We start from the raw sequence: 16,845 nt of genomic DNA, 5'->3' as shown, positions 1-16,845 counted from the left end.
GGTATCAAAAATTATTTTTTACTGAAAGGCAGATTTTCCTTTCCGAATGGAATAAAAAAACCTTCCGTATCAGGAAGGCTTTCTTTTTTTGTTATTTTGCCGGCATATTGATAAAATATTCGGCTTCTGCCCTGCCCCAATTCGGATCTAAGGCTGTTTTGGGTTTGTAAGCATTAAATTTCGCAATGGCTTCTTTAAACAGCTCCAGTCCTTTGGTTTTGCTTCCGCCATACTGTTCAGGTGTAAAATAGACATCCTCTGCTTTGATTAGAGCTATCCTTGGGTTGGAAGGATCAAGCTTCTCTGCAATCCCCATTTCTTCAGTAGCCTTGGCGCCGTCTGTCATATAACGCTGAGCCGGATTGACCATCATTCTTAGGGAAGCTGCCATTTTTCTCAGCAAATGGATCTCTGCATTGTCTGCTCCGGCAAGATTCTGAGCACTTGCCAGATAATTATCGGCCTGAGCTGCTGTTTCATCCAGCTCCTGCATATTTCCGTTTCTCATCATCAGCCTTCCCTTTTGAATCTGGGAGAATGCTGCATAGTACGGTGGAAGCCATTTTGAGCTCTCCTTACTTCCGATTCTCTGGAAATCATTAGCCAGAGTCTGGAACTCTTCGGGAGTTTTACATGTTTCTGTTTTCGCGATCTTTTCAGCCATTATTTTTTCATAATCTGCCTGTGCAAAAGCGGTTAAGCTCATAAAAGCTAAAGCAAAACTTAATAGGTATTTTTTCATTATATCAATTTTTTAAAAGTTAGTTAATTGTATTTTCGAAGTTATGTATTTTGTAATCATTATAATATCCGTTGCTGTTATTTTATAAATTATTATTAATCGCATCCTGCGTTCTGTCCACTCCAAAACTGATGAAAGCTCCCACAAACACAAAGGTATTGACCGGCGGAACTACTGATGAGCTCCTGGTACCATCCACTGAGAAATTGTACCCGTAAACATTTTTAGATCCTAAAACATTGGAAACACTCAATACAAAAACGGTAAAAGCTTTAGCATCTTTTTTTCCGAGATTCGGAAGATAATTAAAGCTGATGTTCAGCGCATTATAATCTTTCAGCTTTCCTTCGTTTCTGATATAATTGACCATGTTTCCGTTTTCATCTTTCGCTGCAATATCATAATAAGGACGGCCTTTGGAATAGGTATAGGATAGATTGACACCCAGCTTCCATTCCGGGATAAATCTTTTAGCTACAGCAGAAAGGGTGTGTGCAGAAGCAAAATTCGGTTTCAGGCTCACAGGATAGTTGATAAAGTCTCTTTTTGAATCCAGGAATGAGTAGCTGATCCAGTAGTCTATGTTTTCAAAGGTTTTTTTATCTCTCCAGAACAGCTCAAGTCCTTTTGCGTAGCCATAGCCGTTATTATTCAAAGCGGTCTGTACCTGCTGGTTCTGTTCTTTGTTCGGTGTGATATTGAATGTTTTAATTAGTTGGTCATATTTCTTGTAAAAAGCCTCAAAACGAAGGCTTCTGCCGTCTGATGCTCTCTGAACCTGGAAAATATAATGCTGGGATTTCTGAAAATCAAGATCTGCAGGCCAGTTGATATATTTACTCTCGGGATTCTGGTAGAATAATCCATAGGCAAAGGAGGTCGTCCAGTCTTTTGCCAGGCGGTAAGCCAATGCGAAGCGTGGTGCAACATTGCTTTTCCCTAAATAAGAAGAGTTTTCAGCCCTCACCCCTATTTTTGCAGACAGTGCATTACTGAATCCAAGGTCTGTTTCTGCAAAAGCAGCGGATATAAGGTCTTTATAATTTTTCTGTACTTCTCCAAAATTCAGGTTCTCACTTGTGTTATTCAATTCAAAACCTGCTCTCACTGCACTGATTTTATTGATCTTTCTTTCAAGAACTGCTTTAAAGTTGATGTAATTTCCGTCTGTTAAAAGCTCGGATCTGCCTGATTCTGAATTATTGGTTTCCGTAGAAAAATGAAGATCGGATCTGTTGTAGGAATAAGAGGTCCCGACATTCAGAAGATATTTCCCGAATTTCTGTTTAAAAGACAGGTTATGGTAGGTATTTTTCCCTTTAAGTCTTACCAGTGCAAAATCGTATTCCGGTTCCAGGCTTTCAGTTCTCACGCCCATTTTATTGGAGTCATACATTCCGTAATATTTCAGGAATCCGCCTGATTTTGTTTTGATTCTAAAATTAAAATCACCGTTTAAGCCCTGGGGAGCATCAATGAAATCTGTATTAAAATTAAAAACTTTCTGCATAACACTTAAAAGCGAATAACCTAAAGTTGCCCCGAAAGAATGGTTTTTATCTTCTCCCAGTTTCTGAAATCCTGCACTCAGAAAGATGGGTGATACCCCAAAATCATAAGAGCTTTGACCCGGAAGATCCACACTTTCAAGCATCAGAGCACCTGAAAATGCCTGACCATATAATGCAGAATACCCGCCGCTAGAAAAAACATTTCCTTTAAAAAGAGAGGTATTGAAACGATCCCTTCCTGCAATTCCCGGAACTGAGCTGGAGAAATAATTATTGATCAGACTTCCATCCATAAAGATCTTGGATTCTGTTCCTGTGCCTCCCCTGATGAAAAGTCCCTCTGTTTCCCCGACCTTCTGAACACCCGGGAGGTAATTTAAAGCCGAAGAAATCTGTCCGTCTGCTCCTGCCGTAGTATAAATATCAATAGGTGTCAACAAGGCCGTGGCCCTCTTTTTATCGCTGGCTTCAATAGAACCTGCAGAAACCACTACAGCATCAATCTCACTGATCTGCTCTTTAAGCTCTGCATTGACTGAAATATCCTGGTTATCAATGACAACAGCTTTTTCTACTTCCTGATACTTCGGATGGGTAAACGTCAGGATATGATTTCCTTTTTCCGAAGTTTCAAAGGAAAAATTCCCTTGAGCATCTGTAGTGGCACCATCATAGGTGTCTTTTAATGTGACATTGATTTCGCTAATGCCTTTACTTTTGAAAGTAACTTTTCCTGAGATCCTGACCTGTGAATATCCTGCGAAAAAGGATAGAAAAGCAATCAGCAGTAAAAGTTTGTTTTCTTGTGTTTTCATGGGGTTAATTTTCGGATCAAAAATAATACGGAATATGCCTTTCTTTAAAATAAATTTTACTGAAAGGCATACTTTGGCTTCTGAATGGGAAATTAATGGACCGGGATGCAGAAATCCACGGCCATTTTGCCCTCCGGATGTTCTTTGAAATTGGAATGATAGATCTCAAAAGGAAAAGCTTTTCTCATGGTATAATGATGCTCATTCATCCATAAAAACAGGGATACCCAGCATTGTTCAAAGTCCTGAAGGGTAACTTCTCCACTTCCTACAATAAACTTTCCGGCATCTATGGTTTCTGAAAATACCAGCCCTTCCTGTTTCTCTAGCTTTTCATCCAAAAGCATACCCGCATGGATTCTTACTTTATCCGGCGGTGTTACTTTGAAACTGTCATGTTAAACGGAGATCATTTTGACATTCTCCCGGGGAAATAACTGTTTCTTTTTCGCCCACTCTATGAGTGTATTATAAGAAGGTTCCACATTGGCAATTCCTAAGCTCATTACTACAGCCAGATCCATTTCCGGCAATTGTTTTACTTCGATTTTTAAATTCATTTTTGTCCAGTTTAACAGGTTTTCTATAGTGCAAATGTATTGGCTGAAAACCGTATCAACTTGTCCGTTCTTGCTTTGTATCTGTAAAATCTTGTGAAAAGTTTCGGGTGCAGAATTTCTAAAAGAGGACGGAGCTATTCCGTAGTATTTTTTAAAGGTCTTGCTGAAAACAGAATGATTGGAGAATCCGAGATCAAGGTAGATATCTTTAAGTTGTATTTCTTTCTTTACAGCCAGATAAAGGGCACTTTTTTCTATTTTCTTCCTGATAATATAGTTCTGGAGGGTTTCACCTGTAGTAAGCTTAAATATCCTGTGGAAATGGAAGGAGGAATACGTAGCTATTTCTGCAATTTTTTCCAGAGAAAGATCAGCATCAAGGTTGCTGTCTATGTATTTTATTGCTTTAATGATTCTTTTTTTATGTTCTTCCATTTAACAAATACTGACAGGTAAAGGTATTAAGATGAACCGAATTTCACTTGTCATATATTGCTGTTTTTGAAAAAAGGACTGAAATCATAAAGTCTTTCGGAAAATGTTTTATAAATTTATCGTTAAAATCACTTTAAATCATTTAAAAATGAAAGGACAAACATTAGCATTACTGGCGGGGTGGGCATTTTTAGCGGCTTCATGCTGCACTACAAAAACGTATGCCGTTAACGCTAAGAGCGGAACACAGACGGGTGGAACGGCAAAGTTCACCCAGAAAGGAGAAGAAGTGACCATGAAACTTGAGGTTACAAATCTTACTCCAGGTATTCATGCAGTACACATTCACGAAAAAGGCGACTGTTCTGCAGCCGATGGAACTTCTACAGGCGGACACTGGAATCCTGCTAAAGACGACCATGGAAAATGGGGTGCCGAGCATTTCCACATGGGAGATATAGGAAACCTTACTGCTGATGCAAGCGGAAAAGCTGTCCTTACTTTCAAAACAAACAAATGGTGTCTGGGTTGTACGGATGAGTCTAAAAATATCATCGGAAAAGGGCTTATTGTACATGCTGCTGCAGACGATTTCCATACTCAGCCTACCGGAAATGCAGGAGGGAGAGTGGGATGCGTAGAAATTAAATAATCTTTTATTGCCATAAAAAAACCGCTGATCTTCATCAGCGGTTTTTTTGTTTTTATGATTTAGCTCCCATATCGGAAACGATATTCATTGCTTCCTGTAAGTATGGGTCTTTTTTCAGATTTTTGATCCACATTTCAGATTTTTTCTTGAATGCTTCGTCTTTTTTCTCTCTTTCCACTTCACTTGGATACATCATGAACTTCAGACCATTCTCGAACTTGCTCAAAGCTTTGAATTTCTCGATCTGAGCTTTTCTTTGCTTCATCAGTTCATTGAATTTGTTGATATTAAGCGTGATGTTTTCTTCTTTATCCAGCTTCTCTCTCCACTGGGCAGATTCAAGCAACAACTGGTAGTTGCTGTTTTTAGCCATTCTGTCTGCGCTTGCTTTTTCAAGTGCCTGAATATTGAAATAATTCAGTTTCTGGAAATTAGTCCCTGGAATTTTATCCCAGGCCAAAGCATAATCATCATATCGCTCTCCTACCTCAGCATAAGTAAAAAAGTCTTTCATCTGGATATCAGAAACAATTCCTTTTCTCTGGGTAGATTCTCCTGTGATTCTGTAGAATTTCTGGATGGTCAGTTTCAAAGATCCGAAATCATCTTCTGTATTTAGGAATCTGTTCAGGTCTACAAAAGTCTGTACTGTTCCTTTTCCGAAAGACTGTGGAGAACCAATGATCATTGCTCTTCCGTAATCCTGCATTACACCGGCCAAAATCTCGGAAGCCGAAGCCGAAAGTTCGTTCTGCATGATCACTAACGGACCTGTCCAGATTGGGGTTTCATTTTTGTTCTTTAAAGTCTGGATCTTTCCGTTTCCGTCTTTCACCTGTACGTATGGTCCTGCATCCATGAAAAGTCCCATGATATCCCCTACTTCAGTTAATGATCCGCCACCGTTGTTTCTAAGATCAAGAACGATTCCTTCAATGTTCTGTTGTTTAAGCTTGAGGATCTCATTTTTGATGTCGTCAGAAGCATTTCTTCCTTTAGCATCCTCAAAATCAGCATTAAAGCTTGGAAGGTTAATGAATCCATATTTCTTTCCGTTTGGAGAATTCACTACGATACTTCTTGCGAATGTATCTTCAATAGCTACTTCTTCACGGATCATCGTTACGTCCTTAATCGTTCCGTCTTTTTTCTGAACCGTCAGTGTTACCGGCGTTCCTTTTTCACCTCTGATGAGTCTTACGGCTTCATCAGAAAGCATTCCCACTACATTTACTGCATCTTCTTTCGGTTTAGATTTTACTTTCAGGATCTTGTCACCTTCTGAAAGCTGCTTGGACTTCCAGGCCGGTGCACCAATCGTTAAAGCACCAAGGAAAAGATTCCCTTTTTTCTCCTGGATAAGAGCTCCGATACCGATCACTTTTCCGGTGAACTGGGTATCAAAATCTTCTTTATCTTTTGGAGAATAGTAATTGGTATGCGGATCGAATACTTCAGTATATGCATTCATATACACGGTAAACCAATCCATTTTCTTTCTCTTTTTGAATCTGGTGAAGGTATCTTTTACAAGATCTTTCACTTCATCGGTCGCTTTTTTGATTTTCTGATCCTGATTAAGCGGCTGATATTTGATGGTATCTTTCAGCTTGTACTTCTGAACAGAGTCTTTCTTCTCTTTCTGAGCTTCTTCTTTACTGTTCATAGACTCAATCTCCTGAAGGATATTGTATTTGATATACTTTCTCCACTCGTTATACTGTTCCTGTTTGTTGACAGGTACTTTCTTAAGCTTAGGTTCAAGAGTCAATGATTCATCTTCCTGAAGATTAATCGGCTTGCTGAAGATATCCTGAGTAATCTTATCTATTTCATCCACTCTCTGATAAAGTCTGTCGATGGTAAGTTTGTAGAAGATCAGGTCGCCCTGGCTGATATAATCGTCCAGCTTTGCTTCATGCTTGCTGAATTCGTCCATATCAGACTGCAGAAAATATCTTTTAGCAGGGTCTACCAGTTCGAAATAATGTTTATAAACGTCCTTTGAATAGGCATCATTGATGGGTTTCGGGCTGTAATGTAAATAAGAAAGGGTATTCTTTACGCTCACCATAATCGTCTGCATCTTTTCATCGTCATTCTTTGGCGAGTTGAAACAAAACATTAGACTTGTCAATGGAATTAGGAGTAAAAATTTATTCAGTTTGAAATTTTTCCACATAAACTGTCTTTATTTATTAATTTTTTTAAAATATGTACTACAATTAGTAGCAGCAATTAATTCGCTGTTACAAACTATCAAATTTAATACCTTATTTATAATTATCGGATAGTTTTGAGTATTTTTGTTAAAATTTAATTTTTTTATGGAAAGACCACTTATTCTGGTAACTAATGATGACGGAATCACAGCGCCTGGTATCAGAAACCTTATACAATTCATGAACGAAATTGGAGAAGTTATTGTTGTTGCCCCCAACTCTCCCCAAAGTGGAAAAGGCCACGCTATTACAATTAATTCTACCTTAAGCTACGAAGAAGTAACACTTGAAGGACCACAAACAGATTATTCTTGTAGTGGAACTCCTGTAGACTGTGTAAAAATGGCTCTTGATAAAATTCTTACAAGAAGACCGGATATTGTAGTTTCAGGAATCAATCATGGCGCCAATTCTTCAATCAATGTGATCTATTCCGGAACGATGTCCGCCGCTGTAGAAGCAGGTGTGGAAGGTATTCCCGCTATTGGATTCTCGCTTCTAGACTTCAGCTGGGAAGCTGATTTTACCCAGGCTAAAGAATATATTCAGAATATAGTAAGAAGAACTCTTGAAAACCCAATGCCAAGAGGAATTGTACTGAACGTCAACATCCCGAAATTAACTGCAGGAGAAATAAAAGGCATAAAGGTCTGCAAACAGGCCAACGCCAAATGGGAAGAAAGCTTTGACGAAAGAGTGAATCCACACGGAAAGAAATATTACTGGCTAACGGGTTATTTCAACAATATGGATGATTCTGAAGATGCTGATGAAACGGCATTGGCCAACGGATATATTTCAATTGTTCCTGTAAAGTTCGACCTTACGGCTTATGAATACATGAAAACCCTTGAAGAAGTAATGAATTTCAACTGATGTACGGAAAGCTAGATAATCCTGTTTATCATTCACTTAATGAATATCACGAAAAGTTCTGCTTTAATTTTGGGGACACGAAATTTTACAACCCTGAAGTAGCCTCTTTTGGTGGCGCAGCAGAGATTTCAACAGCAGAAGACATTACAGAATACGCAAAGATCTGTGATGATTTTCTTATTTTCGGGACCCGCCCTGATCTGGGAAACTTAAAAACGGATCTGTCGCAACTTGTCTGTGATCAGTATGTTCTGGAAAATCCCATTCAGAGTGATCTGACTGAGGAAATTATTGAACTGAAAGAAGATCATTATGGCGAGCTTCTGGCATTTGTAATGAAATTCTATCCTTATTACTTTAAAGCAAGGACCCCTGAATTAGGGCGCTATTTTGGAATTTTTAAAGATGATCAATTGGTTGCTGTAACGGGCGAAAGGATGCAGATGAATGATATGACGGAGGTAAGCGCTGTGATTACAGATACGGATCATCTGGGGAAAGGTTTGGCCAAACAGCTGGTCACTTTTGTTTCCGGAAAGATCTTTGAAGATGGAAAAACACCTTTCCTGCATGTTGCAGAAAGCAATACAGGAGCCAAAATACTTTATGAAAAGCTAGGCTTCAAGCATAGAGGAAAAATAAACTTATGGGGCGTGAAAAGATAATTTTCCCGCCCTTTTATTATTATCCACAGGCTTTTCAAATTTAACAGATGATTAAGATAAAAATTTGAACGATCTGAGAGGATCTACGGTAAATCATTTTAAAACAAAACCTTATCCTCTTTTCTCAACTCTTCAAGGTATTTGATTTTATCATCCCTGTAAAACAAATTCATTGTCTCGAAAGGAATCATTTTTAAATCTTTATTGACGATGTGAACACAAGATTTTTTGATGGCGCGCACGTCAAAATCGTGGGCATCCATAAAATTCATAATGATAATTCTGAAGAGATTGTCATAGTCTAAATTCGGAGCCGAAACTTCCGGAAGACAGCATAATAGCTGGTTTACTTTAGGCTGAACTTTATCTACAGAAATCCCGGTGCTGAAAATATCTAAAAGCTGCATTTGCAATCCCTTATCCTGTTCGTAAACGATCGTATTTTTCGTTTCATTATTCAGCAAGTCGGCAGGGTTGATATACCGTGTAAGAGGTATGGTTTCCCCTTCGAGCTTCAGAATATAGCCCATCGCCAAAGCATCAGGGTTACATGGAACGGGAATAATATCATCACCGTTCAGAAGCGGAAACTGATTTAAAATTTCCTGTCTTACTTCTGTTAAGGTAATTTTTTCGTGTGCAGAATCTTCCCTGTTCCTTCCGGCTACTTCAACGGGCTGAAAGGTAATTCCACGGACACATTTCTGTTTTAAGGCAAAATCAATCAATTTCCCGATCTCGTCGATATTTTTTCCTTTCTGAAGAACGATCACCAAAGTCGTGGAAAGATTTAATTCATTTAATTTTTCCAAGGCTTTCATGCGTACATCCGTCAAATCTTTTCCTCTGAAATCTTCCAAAACTTCAGGTTTAAAAGAATCAAACTGAAGGTAAATTTCAAATTCCGGAGCATAAGTCGCCAGTTTTTCTGCAAAACCGGGATCATTGGCAATACGGATTCCGTTGGTATTGAGCATCAGATGTTTAATCGGTTTGGATTTGGCGATATCCATAATCTTAAAAAACTCGGGATGAATGGTCGGCTCGCCACCACTGATCTGTACAACATCCGGCTCACCCTCGTTTTTAACGATAGTATCAAACATGGCTTCAATCTGTTCCAAAGTTCTGTGACTTCCATAATGCGGTGAAGACATTGCATAACAGGTAGGACAAGTCAAATTACAGCGGTCGGTAACTTCCACAATAGAAAGACAGCTGTGCTGCTCATGATCTACGCATAAACCGCAATCGTAAGGACAGCCATATTCCACATTAGTTCCGAAATGAACGGGCATTTCAGAGGCTTTATTGTAGTTCCTGATATTTTTATAATACTGAACATCTGAAGCAATCATGGTCTTAAAAAAGCCATGGTCCGGACATCTTTTGGTCATAAAGACCGCCTCATCCTCAATAATGATCTTCGCGCCTACCCTTTTCAGGCATTCTGGACAAAGACTGATGGTATAATCGTAGTACTTATAATTTCTTACCGGCATAATTTCAATTTTTTACATTCCTCCACACACAAAGCCGCTGATCAGGCCACAAATCAACAACGAAATCAGCATCGTCTGCCAAAACTGCTTTTTTGTAAATTTCCTGTCATTATTCCACTCATAAATAACTTTTGCGATCAAGGTTATAACTAGTGAAACTACCAGGCCAATTACTATGATTATTCCTATAATCATGACGACCAGGCCGCCAAGGTTACCAACTTCCAGAAGTGTCAGCATTTTCATAATTTAAGTTTTATGGTGTTTTTAATCTTATAAATGTAATAAATTATTACTGAAAGACAGACCAGTTGAATGGTTCCTAAATTTCCAATGATATCAATTTTAGGTTTAATAAAATCTAAAAAGAACCTGAATGTAAAATAACTGAGCATAAATGCCTGAAAAATAAAGCCTGAAGGATATTTTCTTTTTTTCTCAATTATTTTTAAACAGGCCCATAAAACAATCAGAAAAGCAATTTCATAAAGCGCTACCGGATGTCTTAAATATTCATCACCAAGATGCATTCCGAACATTGAATCAGTGGGTAACCCGTAAGTCTCTTCGTGAACTCCCGTGAGAAAACAGCCGATTCTGCCGATGATTATAGCTAATATTAAAGGGTAAACAATCAAATCACCGGTACTTTCTTTGTGACCGACTATCTTTTTTGCCCATTCAACTCCAATCAGTCCAAAAGCTAAACCACCAACAATGGTGTTATTGGTCCAAAATCTTTTAAAGCTAAAATTTTCGAATAAAACATAAGGATTTTCAAGGTTACCAATAAGCTTTGAACCGATTAAAGCTCCTGCCGTTGCCCCAATGAGTACCGCTGCGGAAGTATTGAAAGACAGTTTTTCGGCTGATTTTCTTTTTAAATAAAAATAAAAACGCATCCCGAGAAAAATACCCAGGGTTTCAAATACAGGATGTGCAAGAACTGTTTTACCGAAAATCTGAAAAGTAACAGGAAAATCCATCCTGTCAAAAGTAGTATATTTAAGGTAAATTACTAATTTTAATTTTTAAACAACAAATAAATTCATCAAAATGCGAATAGAAAATGATATAAAACTGGGTTTTAAAGATGTGATGTTCAGACCAAAGCGCTCTACTTTAAAATCCCGTTCAGAAGTGAGCCTCGAAAGGGAATTCACTTTCAGACATACCAAAAAGAAATGGAGCGGTGTTCCCCTGATTGCAGCTAATATGGATACGGTAGGAACTTTTGAAATGGCCGTAGAGCTGGCCAAAGACAAAATCATTACTGCCGTTCACAAACATTATACTCCCGAGGAATGGAGCCAGTTTCTGGACAGCCAGCCCGAAAGTATTTACCAGTATATCGCATTGAGTACCGGTACCGGCCAGGCTGATGAAGAAAAACTTAAAACGATCCTCGAAAAGCACCCAAAAATTGAGTTTCTGTGCATCGATGTAGCGAATGGGTATTCCGAGCATTTCGTTGGATTTGTGAAGAAGGCAAGGGCCAATTTTCCTGATAAAATTATTATGGCAGGAAATGTAGTCACCGGAGAAATGGTGGAAGAGCTTCTTCTTGTGGGCGCTGATATTATTAAAGTCGGCATCGGACCTGGTTCAGTATGTACAACAAGGGTGAAAACAGGAGTAGGCTATCCTCAACTTTCTGCGATTATTGAGTGTTCTGATGCTGCTCACGGTCTTGGAGGGCATATTATCGCCGACGGGGGTTGTAAAGTTCCCGGGGATGTAGCCAAAGCTTTCGGAGGAGGTGCAGATTTTGTAATGCTTGGCGGAATGTTTGCCGGTCATGATGAAAGCGGCGGCGAAATCATTGAAGAAAACGGAAAAAAATACCGTTTGTTCTATGGCATGAGTTCCAAAACAGCGATGGATAAGCATTCCGGAGGCGTGGCAGAATACCGTGCTTCGGAAGGGAAAACCGTGAAAGCAGCTTATAAAGGCCCTGTTTCGGAAACGGTGAAAGATATTTTAGGCGGCGTACGCTCTACGTGTACTTATGTAGGAGCTTCCAAACTGAAAGAATTGTCTAAGAGGACTACTTTTATCAGGGTTCAGGAACAGGAGAACCAGATATTTAAAGACTGATATCTGAAAAGAAAATAAGCTCTCACTGATTTTGCAGATGGAGCAGATTTTTTATTTTTGATCCCAGTAGAAATAAAAACCGGCTGTATAAGTGATGTACAGCCGGTTTTGTTTGTTTTAGTATTAAGTCAGCATTCCGCCGTCTACGTTTAAAGTTTGTCCTGTGATATAAGAAGACATTTCGCTTCCTAAGAATACACATGCATTGGCAACATCTTTGGTCTGTCCTGCTCTCTTCATCGGAATTCTGTCTCTCCATGCCTGAAGGGTTTTCTCATCCAGATCTGCTGTCATTTCAGTTTCAGTAAATCCTGGAGCAACCGCGTTACATCTTATATTTCTTGATCCCAGCTCCAGTGCGATAGATTTTGTAAATCCTATTACTCCGGCTTTAGAAGCTGCATAATTGGACTGTCCCGGATTTCCGCTGATTCCAACTACTGAAGTCATATTGATAATAGATCCTGATTTAGCTTTCATCATCGGCTTAATCACCGCTTTCGTAAGGTTAAATACAGAATCCAGATTGATTCTCATTACCTGGTCCCAGTCTTCTTTAGACATTCTCAACAGCAGGTTATCTCTGGTGATTCCGGCATTGTTGATCAGAATATCGATCTTTCCGAACTCTTCCATTACATCGTCGATTAATTTTTGAGCTGCATCGTAATCTGATGCGTCAGACTGATATCCTTTGATCTGGGTTACAGAACTTAAAGCCGCCTCTAATGCTTGAGCTTTGTCTACAGAACCGGCATAGGTAAATGCTACTTTTGCACCCTGTTCAGCGTACATTTCAGCAATTTTTTTTCCGATTCCTCTTGTAGCTCCGGTAATTAGTGCTACCTTTCCTTCTAATAGTTTCATCATATCTCTTGATAATTATATTCTTGGTAAATACTACCGTCTTTTAAAAAACGGCAATTTAGCATATTTAATTTTATACTAATTAAGCAGTCCGCAAAGATATTATAAATTGTTATTCAATGCATTTCAAATCATCAAATTAGTGAAATTTTTTCGCTGTTTTTTATCATATTCTACAGACGGCTGCCACTGTTTTTAAATCTTGTAAAATAAAGAATATCTGTTTTTTTATCTTTCTCCAGTTTCAAAACTTCCTTTTGCCAGTAATACTTATCATAAATAACATCTTTCAAAGGCTCGTTCTGAAAATTCACAACACCATATTTATCCTGCTTTTTTACGACAATTTCATTCTCAGAATTTTCAAATACAATGATATCATCGTAGATAAAAGGAACAATCTCTTTTCCTTTTTCATTAATTATTCCGTACAAATTATTGCTGTTTCTGCAGACTACCGGTTTTGAATACAGATTAAAAATATTGAAAAAATCAGGTTCCTGCTCTTTGATAAAATCAATGTCTTTCAAAACAGAAACTGACTTATCAAGCACAGAGAATCTATAATAACTGTTCTGTTTTTTAATGATGAGCTGATCCGGATAGAAAGCTATGATCCGGGTATTTTCCTCTAAGATGTTCTTCAGGTCTTTATCCAGAAATTTGTCTTCATTTCCTTTTTTAAGATAAATGAAATCTTTCCCTGAAATACTGAAGCTCTGTATAAAATCATATTCCTGAGGAGCAATAATATCTCCTTGAAGATTCACAATTCCCGATTTCTTTGATTGATCACTGTAAACACTAAAGAGATCATTGAACAATGGCGTTAAAAACTTAAAGTTGCCAGGATAAAGCTTTTTGTCTTTCTTATCAAAAACAGTTATTTTTCCTTTTTTTCTGAGATAAACATATTCTTTTGTTCCAAAATATTCCGGCGAAGCATCATCAAAGATCTCATCAGCGAGGATATTTCCTTCGATATCAATTAAGCCGTATTTTCCTGTAGCCCGGTTTTTAGTGATCAGAAAAGGGTATGAAGTAAAACTGTAGATCTGGGCCGAAAATTTGTGCAGCGTCTGCCCGTCTTTTCCAATGATTTCACTCTGATTATCTTCATTAATAATCAACGCTTTATCATTTTCAAACTGATAATCTTCTTTAAACTCCCTGCTGCTGACCTGTTTCCCTTCCAGATCGTATAAATACCAAGTTTTATCTTTCAATACGAAAAGTCGGTCTTCTGCTACGAACCTGATCCTGTCAGAATAAGGAATAATCTGTTTTCCATTGTAATCATACACGGTTTCTTTCTCCTGTTTTGAAGAAATGATGCATTTTTCGCTGAGCCAGGGAGTATTAAAACTCTGGTCATCCAGAGAGAGCAACTGATTTCCCTTTTCGTCGATAATGGCAGATTTTGTCTTATAATTGGATTCTTCAGTAGTAAGAATGAACCTGTTTTTGAATATATGTGAAATGCTGTGTTTTGATTCAAAGGTTATATTTCCTAATGAATCTACGATGCTTCTGGTCTTTGTTTTTGAATCATAAACGGTTCCGTATCCGCCGGAATAGGAATTGACTTCTTTTCCGATCTTTTTTGATAAAAGAATTTTGGTATACTGATTGGTCTGGGCCATACACATTGACGAACACAGTGCGAAAACTAAATTTCTCAATGAATTTAAATAGAATTATTGACAATAAGAACGATCTCTCCTTTTAAAGTTTTGCTTTTAGAAAATTCAATTAATTCATTGATTGTCCCGCGTTTGGTTTCTTCAAATTTTTTCGAAATTTCTCTACTTAGACTGGCTTTTGTTTCTTCTCCGAAAAATTCTTTGATCTGCTCCAGAGTGGTATTAATCTTATGTGGGCTTTCGTATAGAACGATCGTTTTTTTCTCTTCTGCAAGCTGTTTCAGCTTCGTCTGCCTTCCTTTTTTCTGAGGCAGAAATCCTGCAAACAAAAATTCATTATTCGGAAGTCCGGACACTACAAGGGCCGGAATTAGAGCTGTGGCTCCGGGCAGACATATCATTTCGATATTATTGTCTGAGCCTGCTTTTGCCAGCAGATAACCGGGATCTGAAATTCCCGGGGTTCCCGCATCGGTAATAATGGCAATATTCTGTCCGCTTTTAAGATCAGCAATCACTTTTTCAGTAGCCTGATGCTCGTTATGAAGATGATAAGATTTTAAAGGCTTGGAAATCTCATAATGCTTTAAAAGTATTCCTGATGTCCTTGTATCTTCACATAAAATGTAATCAACTTCCTTAAGGACTTTTACAGCCCTGAAGGTCATGTCTTCTAAGTTCCCGACCGGTGTGGGAACAAAATATAAGATTCCGCTCAAAATTATAAGAATTTATTTTCTACCAATATCCAGAGTCTCTGGGCATATTCATCTACTTTACTCCACTTTCTTTCGTAATAAAGATCGCTGAGATATTCTTTTGCTTCTTCCAGGTTTCTGAAACTGTTCAGTTGGGCTACTGTTTCATTCAGATCTGTCTGGCTTCCGCTAAAAAGCATTTTTGAAAAGGCAATTCTATCGTTCAGATCGAGTCTGAATTCAGGCTTCACCTTATCAGCCTCCATAAAGTTAGTCGGAATATTTGTTTTAAGAATGCTTCCCTGATCTTCTTTTCTTTCAGAAGGTTTTTCTTTCGGCACTTCTCTTTCCAGAGGATCATCATCAAAAAGCGTCTGCACAGCCTTCAATCCTTTGATATTAGCCAGTTTTATCTTTTTCTCCTGCTGATAGGCATCCAAATCTTCGAAGCTCTCATCAGAAGCCGGTTTTGTTTTTTCTGTCCCGGGAACAGGCTTTTCTATTTCAACAATTTTCCTTCTGTCATACACCTCTGCAAGGATAGTTTCTTCTTTTTCTTCTGAAGGAAAATCATTTTTTATTTCACTCAGAATACTTTCGACATTAGAAGTTTCTGTCAGCATTTCACCCTGTTCAACAGTTACATTGGATACACTGAACTGTTCTTCGTTTTCTTCAATCAGGATTTCGTCTTCCAGCATTTCCGTATCAAAGATGCTTGGAATTATTTCTGTCTGTTTTTTGTCTTTAGCTTCAGTATTATTATCTGCTTCTTTGTTTCCAATGTCATTTGAAGCATCCGTTTCATGTGAAACATTGTCTTCATCTTCGTCAATTTCGTTCAATTGATTGTTGAAAACAGCCTCCTCTTCTGTAATTTCATTGATGAATAAATCCTCATTGAGACCTTCATCATTATCCGGTTCAGCATCAGCAAGGATTCTTTCCTCATCCACAAAACTAAAGACTTTTTCGTTAACGTTGAATGCTTCATTTTCATCGATTTCGTTCAGCTGATTATTATAAACAGCCTCCTCTTCTGTAAGATCACCTTGAGAAAGTTTTTCATTAGCATTTTTAGCCGGATCCTGATTATAATTTTCTTCTACAAAACTTACAATATTTTCATGGAACTCATTTTCTGCGATATCATCAAGCTGATGGTTAAATTTTTCCTCCTCATCTCCTGAGGCAACTGCATATTCCTCTCCTTCATTTTCATCAATTTCATTAAACTCATTATTGAAGATCGCTTCTTCTTCCGTTACCTCATGATGAGATTCATGTACATCATCAGTGTTTAATGAAGTGTATTGGTTTTCTGAATTTTGCTGCGAATTATCTGTAATAAAATATTCGATATTCTTTTCCAGAAGTCTCAAAAAAGAGATCCTGTTTGCAAGCTCATCTACAAGATCCTGCTTGGAAAGTAATTCATCTACGTTGTTTATTTTCTCCAGAATATCAATGATATTCTTGGATTCAAAAAAAATTTTTTCCTTTAAATCTTGGATGTTCTGCATAATAAGAATCTTATTAAAATTGCTTACTTTTGATCTT

General features: G+C 38.0%; 15 protein-coding genes and 1 pseudogene. 4 read left to right on the top strand and 12 right to left on the bottom strand.

Translation table 11 applies throughout. The features are described 5' to 3' along the window. Positions 1 to 91 precede the first annotated feature (91 nt). From LC418_RS01870 to LC418_RS01855, 4 genes and pseudogenes are all read right to left on the bottom strand, one after another. Positions 92 to 742: a hypothetical protein gene (locus LC418_RS01870; protein ID WP_223557901.1), complete on the bottom strand. Its 651-nt coding sequence runs from the start codon at positions 740 to 742 to the stop codon at positions 92 to 94. Positions 743 to 824: 82 nt separating this feature from the next. Further along, positions 825 to 3,068 (bottom strand): TonB-dependent receptor, encoded by a 2,244-nt coding sequence (locus LC418_RS01865; RefSeq protein WP_223557900.1) that lies wholly within the window; start codon positions 3,066 to 3,068, stop codon positions 825 to 827. A gap of 92 nt (positions 3,069 to 3,160) precedes the next feature. Further along, positions 3,161 to 3,451, bottom strand: a pseudogene (locus tag LC418_RS01860) (GyrI-like domain-containing protein); the annotation flags it as partial. Positions 3,452 to 3,466: 15 nt separating this feature from the next. After that, the gene (locus tag LC418_RS01855) at positions 3,467 to 4,063 is read right to left on the bottom strand and encodes a helix-turn-helix domain-containing protein (protein WP_223557899.1); all 597 of its coding nucleotides are present in this window, start codon (positions 4,061 to 4,063) and stop codon (positions 3,467 to 3,469) included. 148 nt (positions 4,064 to 4,211) lie between these two features. Here LC418_RS01855 and LC418_RS01850 point away from each other — a divergent pair, with 148 nt between their 5' ends. Next, positions 4,212 to 4,715, top strand: a complete 504-nt coding sequence (locus LC418_RS01850; RefSeq protein WP_223557898.1) for a superoxide dismutase family protein — start codon at positions 4,212 to 4,214, stop codon at positions 4,713 to 4,715. A gap of 52 nt (positions 4,716 to 4,767) precedes the next feature. Here the strand turns inward: LC418_RS01850 and LC418_RS01845 are convergent, their stop codons facing one another. After that, positions 4,768 to 6,897, bottom strand: coding sequence for a carboxy terminal-processing peptidase (locus LC418_RS01845; RefSeq protein WP_223557897.1), 2,130 nt, complete (start codon positions 6,895 to 6,897; stop codon positions 4,768 to 4,770). Positions 6,898 to 7,042: 145 nt separating this feature from the next. Here LC418_RS01845 and surE point away from each other — a divergent pair, with 145 nt between their 5' ends. Further along, positions 7,043 to 7,813, top strand: a complete 771-nt coding sequence (gene surE / locus LC418_RS01840) for a 5'/3'-nucleotidase SurE (RefSeq protein WP_111953983.1) — start codon at positions 7,043 to 7,045, stop codon at positions 7,811 to 7,813. Beyond that, a complete protein-coding gene (locus tag LC418_RS01835; protein WP_223557896.1) occupies positions 7,813 to 8,478 on the top strand; it encodes a GNAT family N-acetyltransferase in 666 nt (221 codons plus the stop codon). Before surE ends, LC418_RS01835 begins: the two co-directional genes overlap by 1 nt. A 98-nt stretch (positions 8,479 to 8,576) precedes the next feature. On the opposite strand, the gene LC418_RS01830 is transcribed toward LC418_RS01835, so the two are convergent. Genes LC418_RS01830 through LC418_RS01820 form a run of 3 tightly spaced genes read right to left on the bottom strand, consistent with a single transcriptional unit; the run spans position 8,577 to position 10,966 of the window. Next, positions 8,577 to 9,980: a radical SAM protein gene (locus LC418_RS01830; RefSeq protein ID WP_223557895.1), complete on the bottom strand. Its 1,404-nt coding sequence runs from the start codon at positions 9,978 to 9,980 to the stop codon at positions 8,577 to 8,579. Positions 9,981 to 9,992: 12 nt separating this feature from the next. Continuing rightward, positions 9,993 to 10,226 (bottom strand): hypothetical protein, encoded by a 234-nt coding sequence (locus LC418_RS01825; protein WP_174772311.1) that lies wholly within the window; start codon positions 10,224 to 10,226, stop codon positions 9,993 to 9,995. Then, positions 10,223 to 10,966, bottom strand: coding sequence for a prolipoprotein diacylglyceryl transferase (locus tag LC418_RS01820; protein ID WP_223557894.1), 744 nt, complete (start codon positions 10,964 to 10,966; stop codon positions 10,223 to 10,225). Before LC418_RS01820 ends, LC418_RS01825 begins: the two co-directional genes overlap by 4 nt. Before the next feature lie 70 nt (positions 10,967 to 11,036). On the opposite strand from LC418_RS01820, the gene LC418_RS01815 reads away from it, so the two are divergent. Further along, a complete protein-coding gene (locus LC418_RS01815) occupies positions 11,037 to 12,077 on the top strand; it encodes a GMP reductase (RefSeq protein ID WP_223557893.1) in 1,041 nt (346 codons plus the stop codon). A 123-nt stretch (positions 12,078 to 12,200) separates the two neighbouring features. Here the strand turns inward: LC418_RS01815 and fabG are convergent, their stop codons facing one another. The 4 genes from fabG to LC418_RS01795 form a co-directional block, all read right to left on the bottom strand. Beyond that, entirely contained in the window at positions 12,201 to 12,944 is a 744-nt protein-coding gene (gene fabG, locus LC418_RS01810; RefSeq protein ID WP_111953971.1) for a 3-oxoacyl-[acyl-carrier-protein] reductase, read from the bottom strand. Positions 12,945 to 13,117: 173 nt separating this feature from the next. Beyond that, positions 13,118 to 14,626, bottom strand: coding sequence for a WG repeat-containing protein (locus LC418_RS01805; RefSeq protein WP_223557892.1), 1,509 nt, complete (start codon positions 14,624 to 14,626; stop codon positions 13,118 to 13,120). A gap of 5 nt (positions 14,627 to 14,631) precedes the next feature. Further along, complete coding sequence (gene rsmI / locus LC418_RS01800; protein WP_223557891.1) at positions 14,632 to 15,306, bottom strand: 16S rRNA (cytidine(1402)-2'-O)-methyltransferase; 675 nt, start codon at positions 15,304 to 15,306, stop codon at positions 14,632 to 14,634. A 2-nt stretch (positions 15,307 to 15,308) separates the two neighbouring features. Further along, positions 15,309 to 16,808, bottom strand: coding sequence for a ring-infected erythrocyte surface antigen domain-containing protein (locus LC418_RS01795; protein WP_223557890.1), 1,500 nt, complete (start codon positions 16,806 to 16,808; stop codon positions 15,309 to 15,311). Between the last annotated feature and the right edge of the window lie 37 nt (positions 16,809 to 16,845).

The sequence above is a fragment of the Chryseobacterium lathyri genome (genome assembly GCF_019970085.1).
GTDB lineage: Bacteria > Bacteroidota > Bacteroidia > Flavobacteriales > Weeksellaceae > Chryseobacterium > Chryseobacterium lathyri.
Note: the sequence above shows the minus strand (reverse complement) of the source record. Positions and strands in the feature narration are given on the sequence as shown.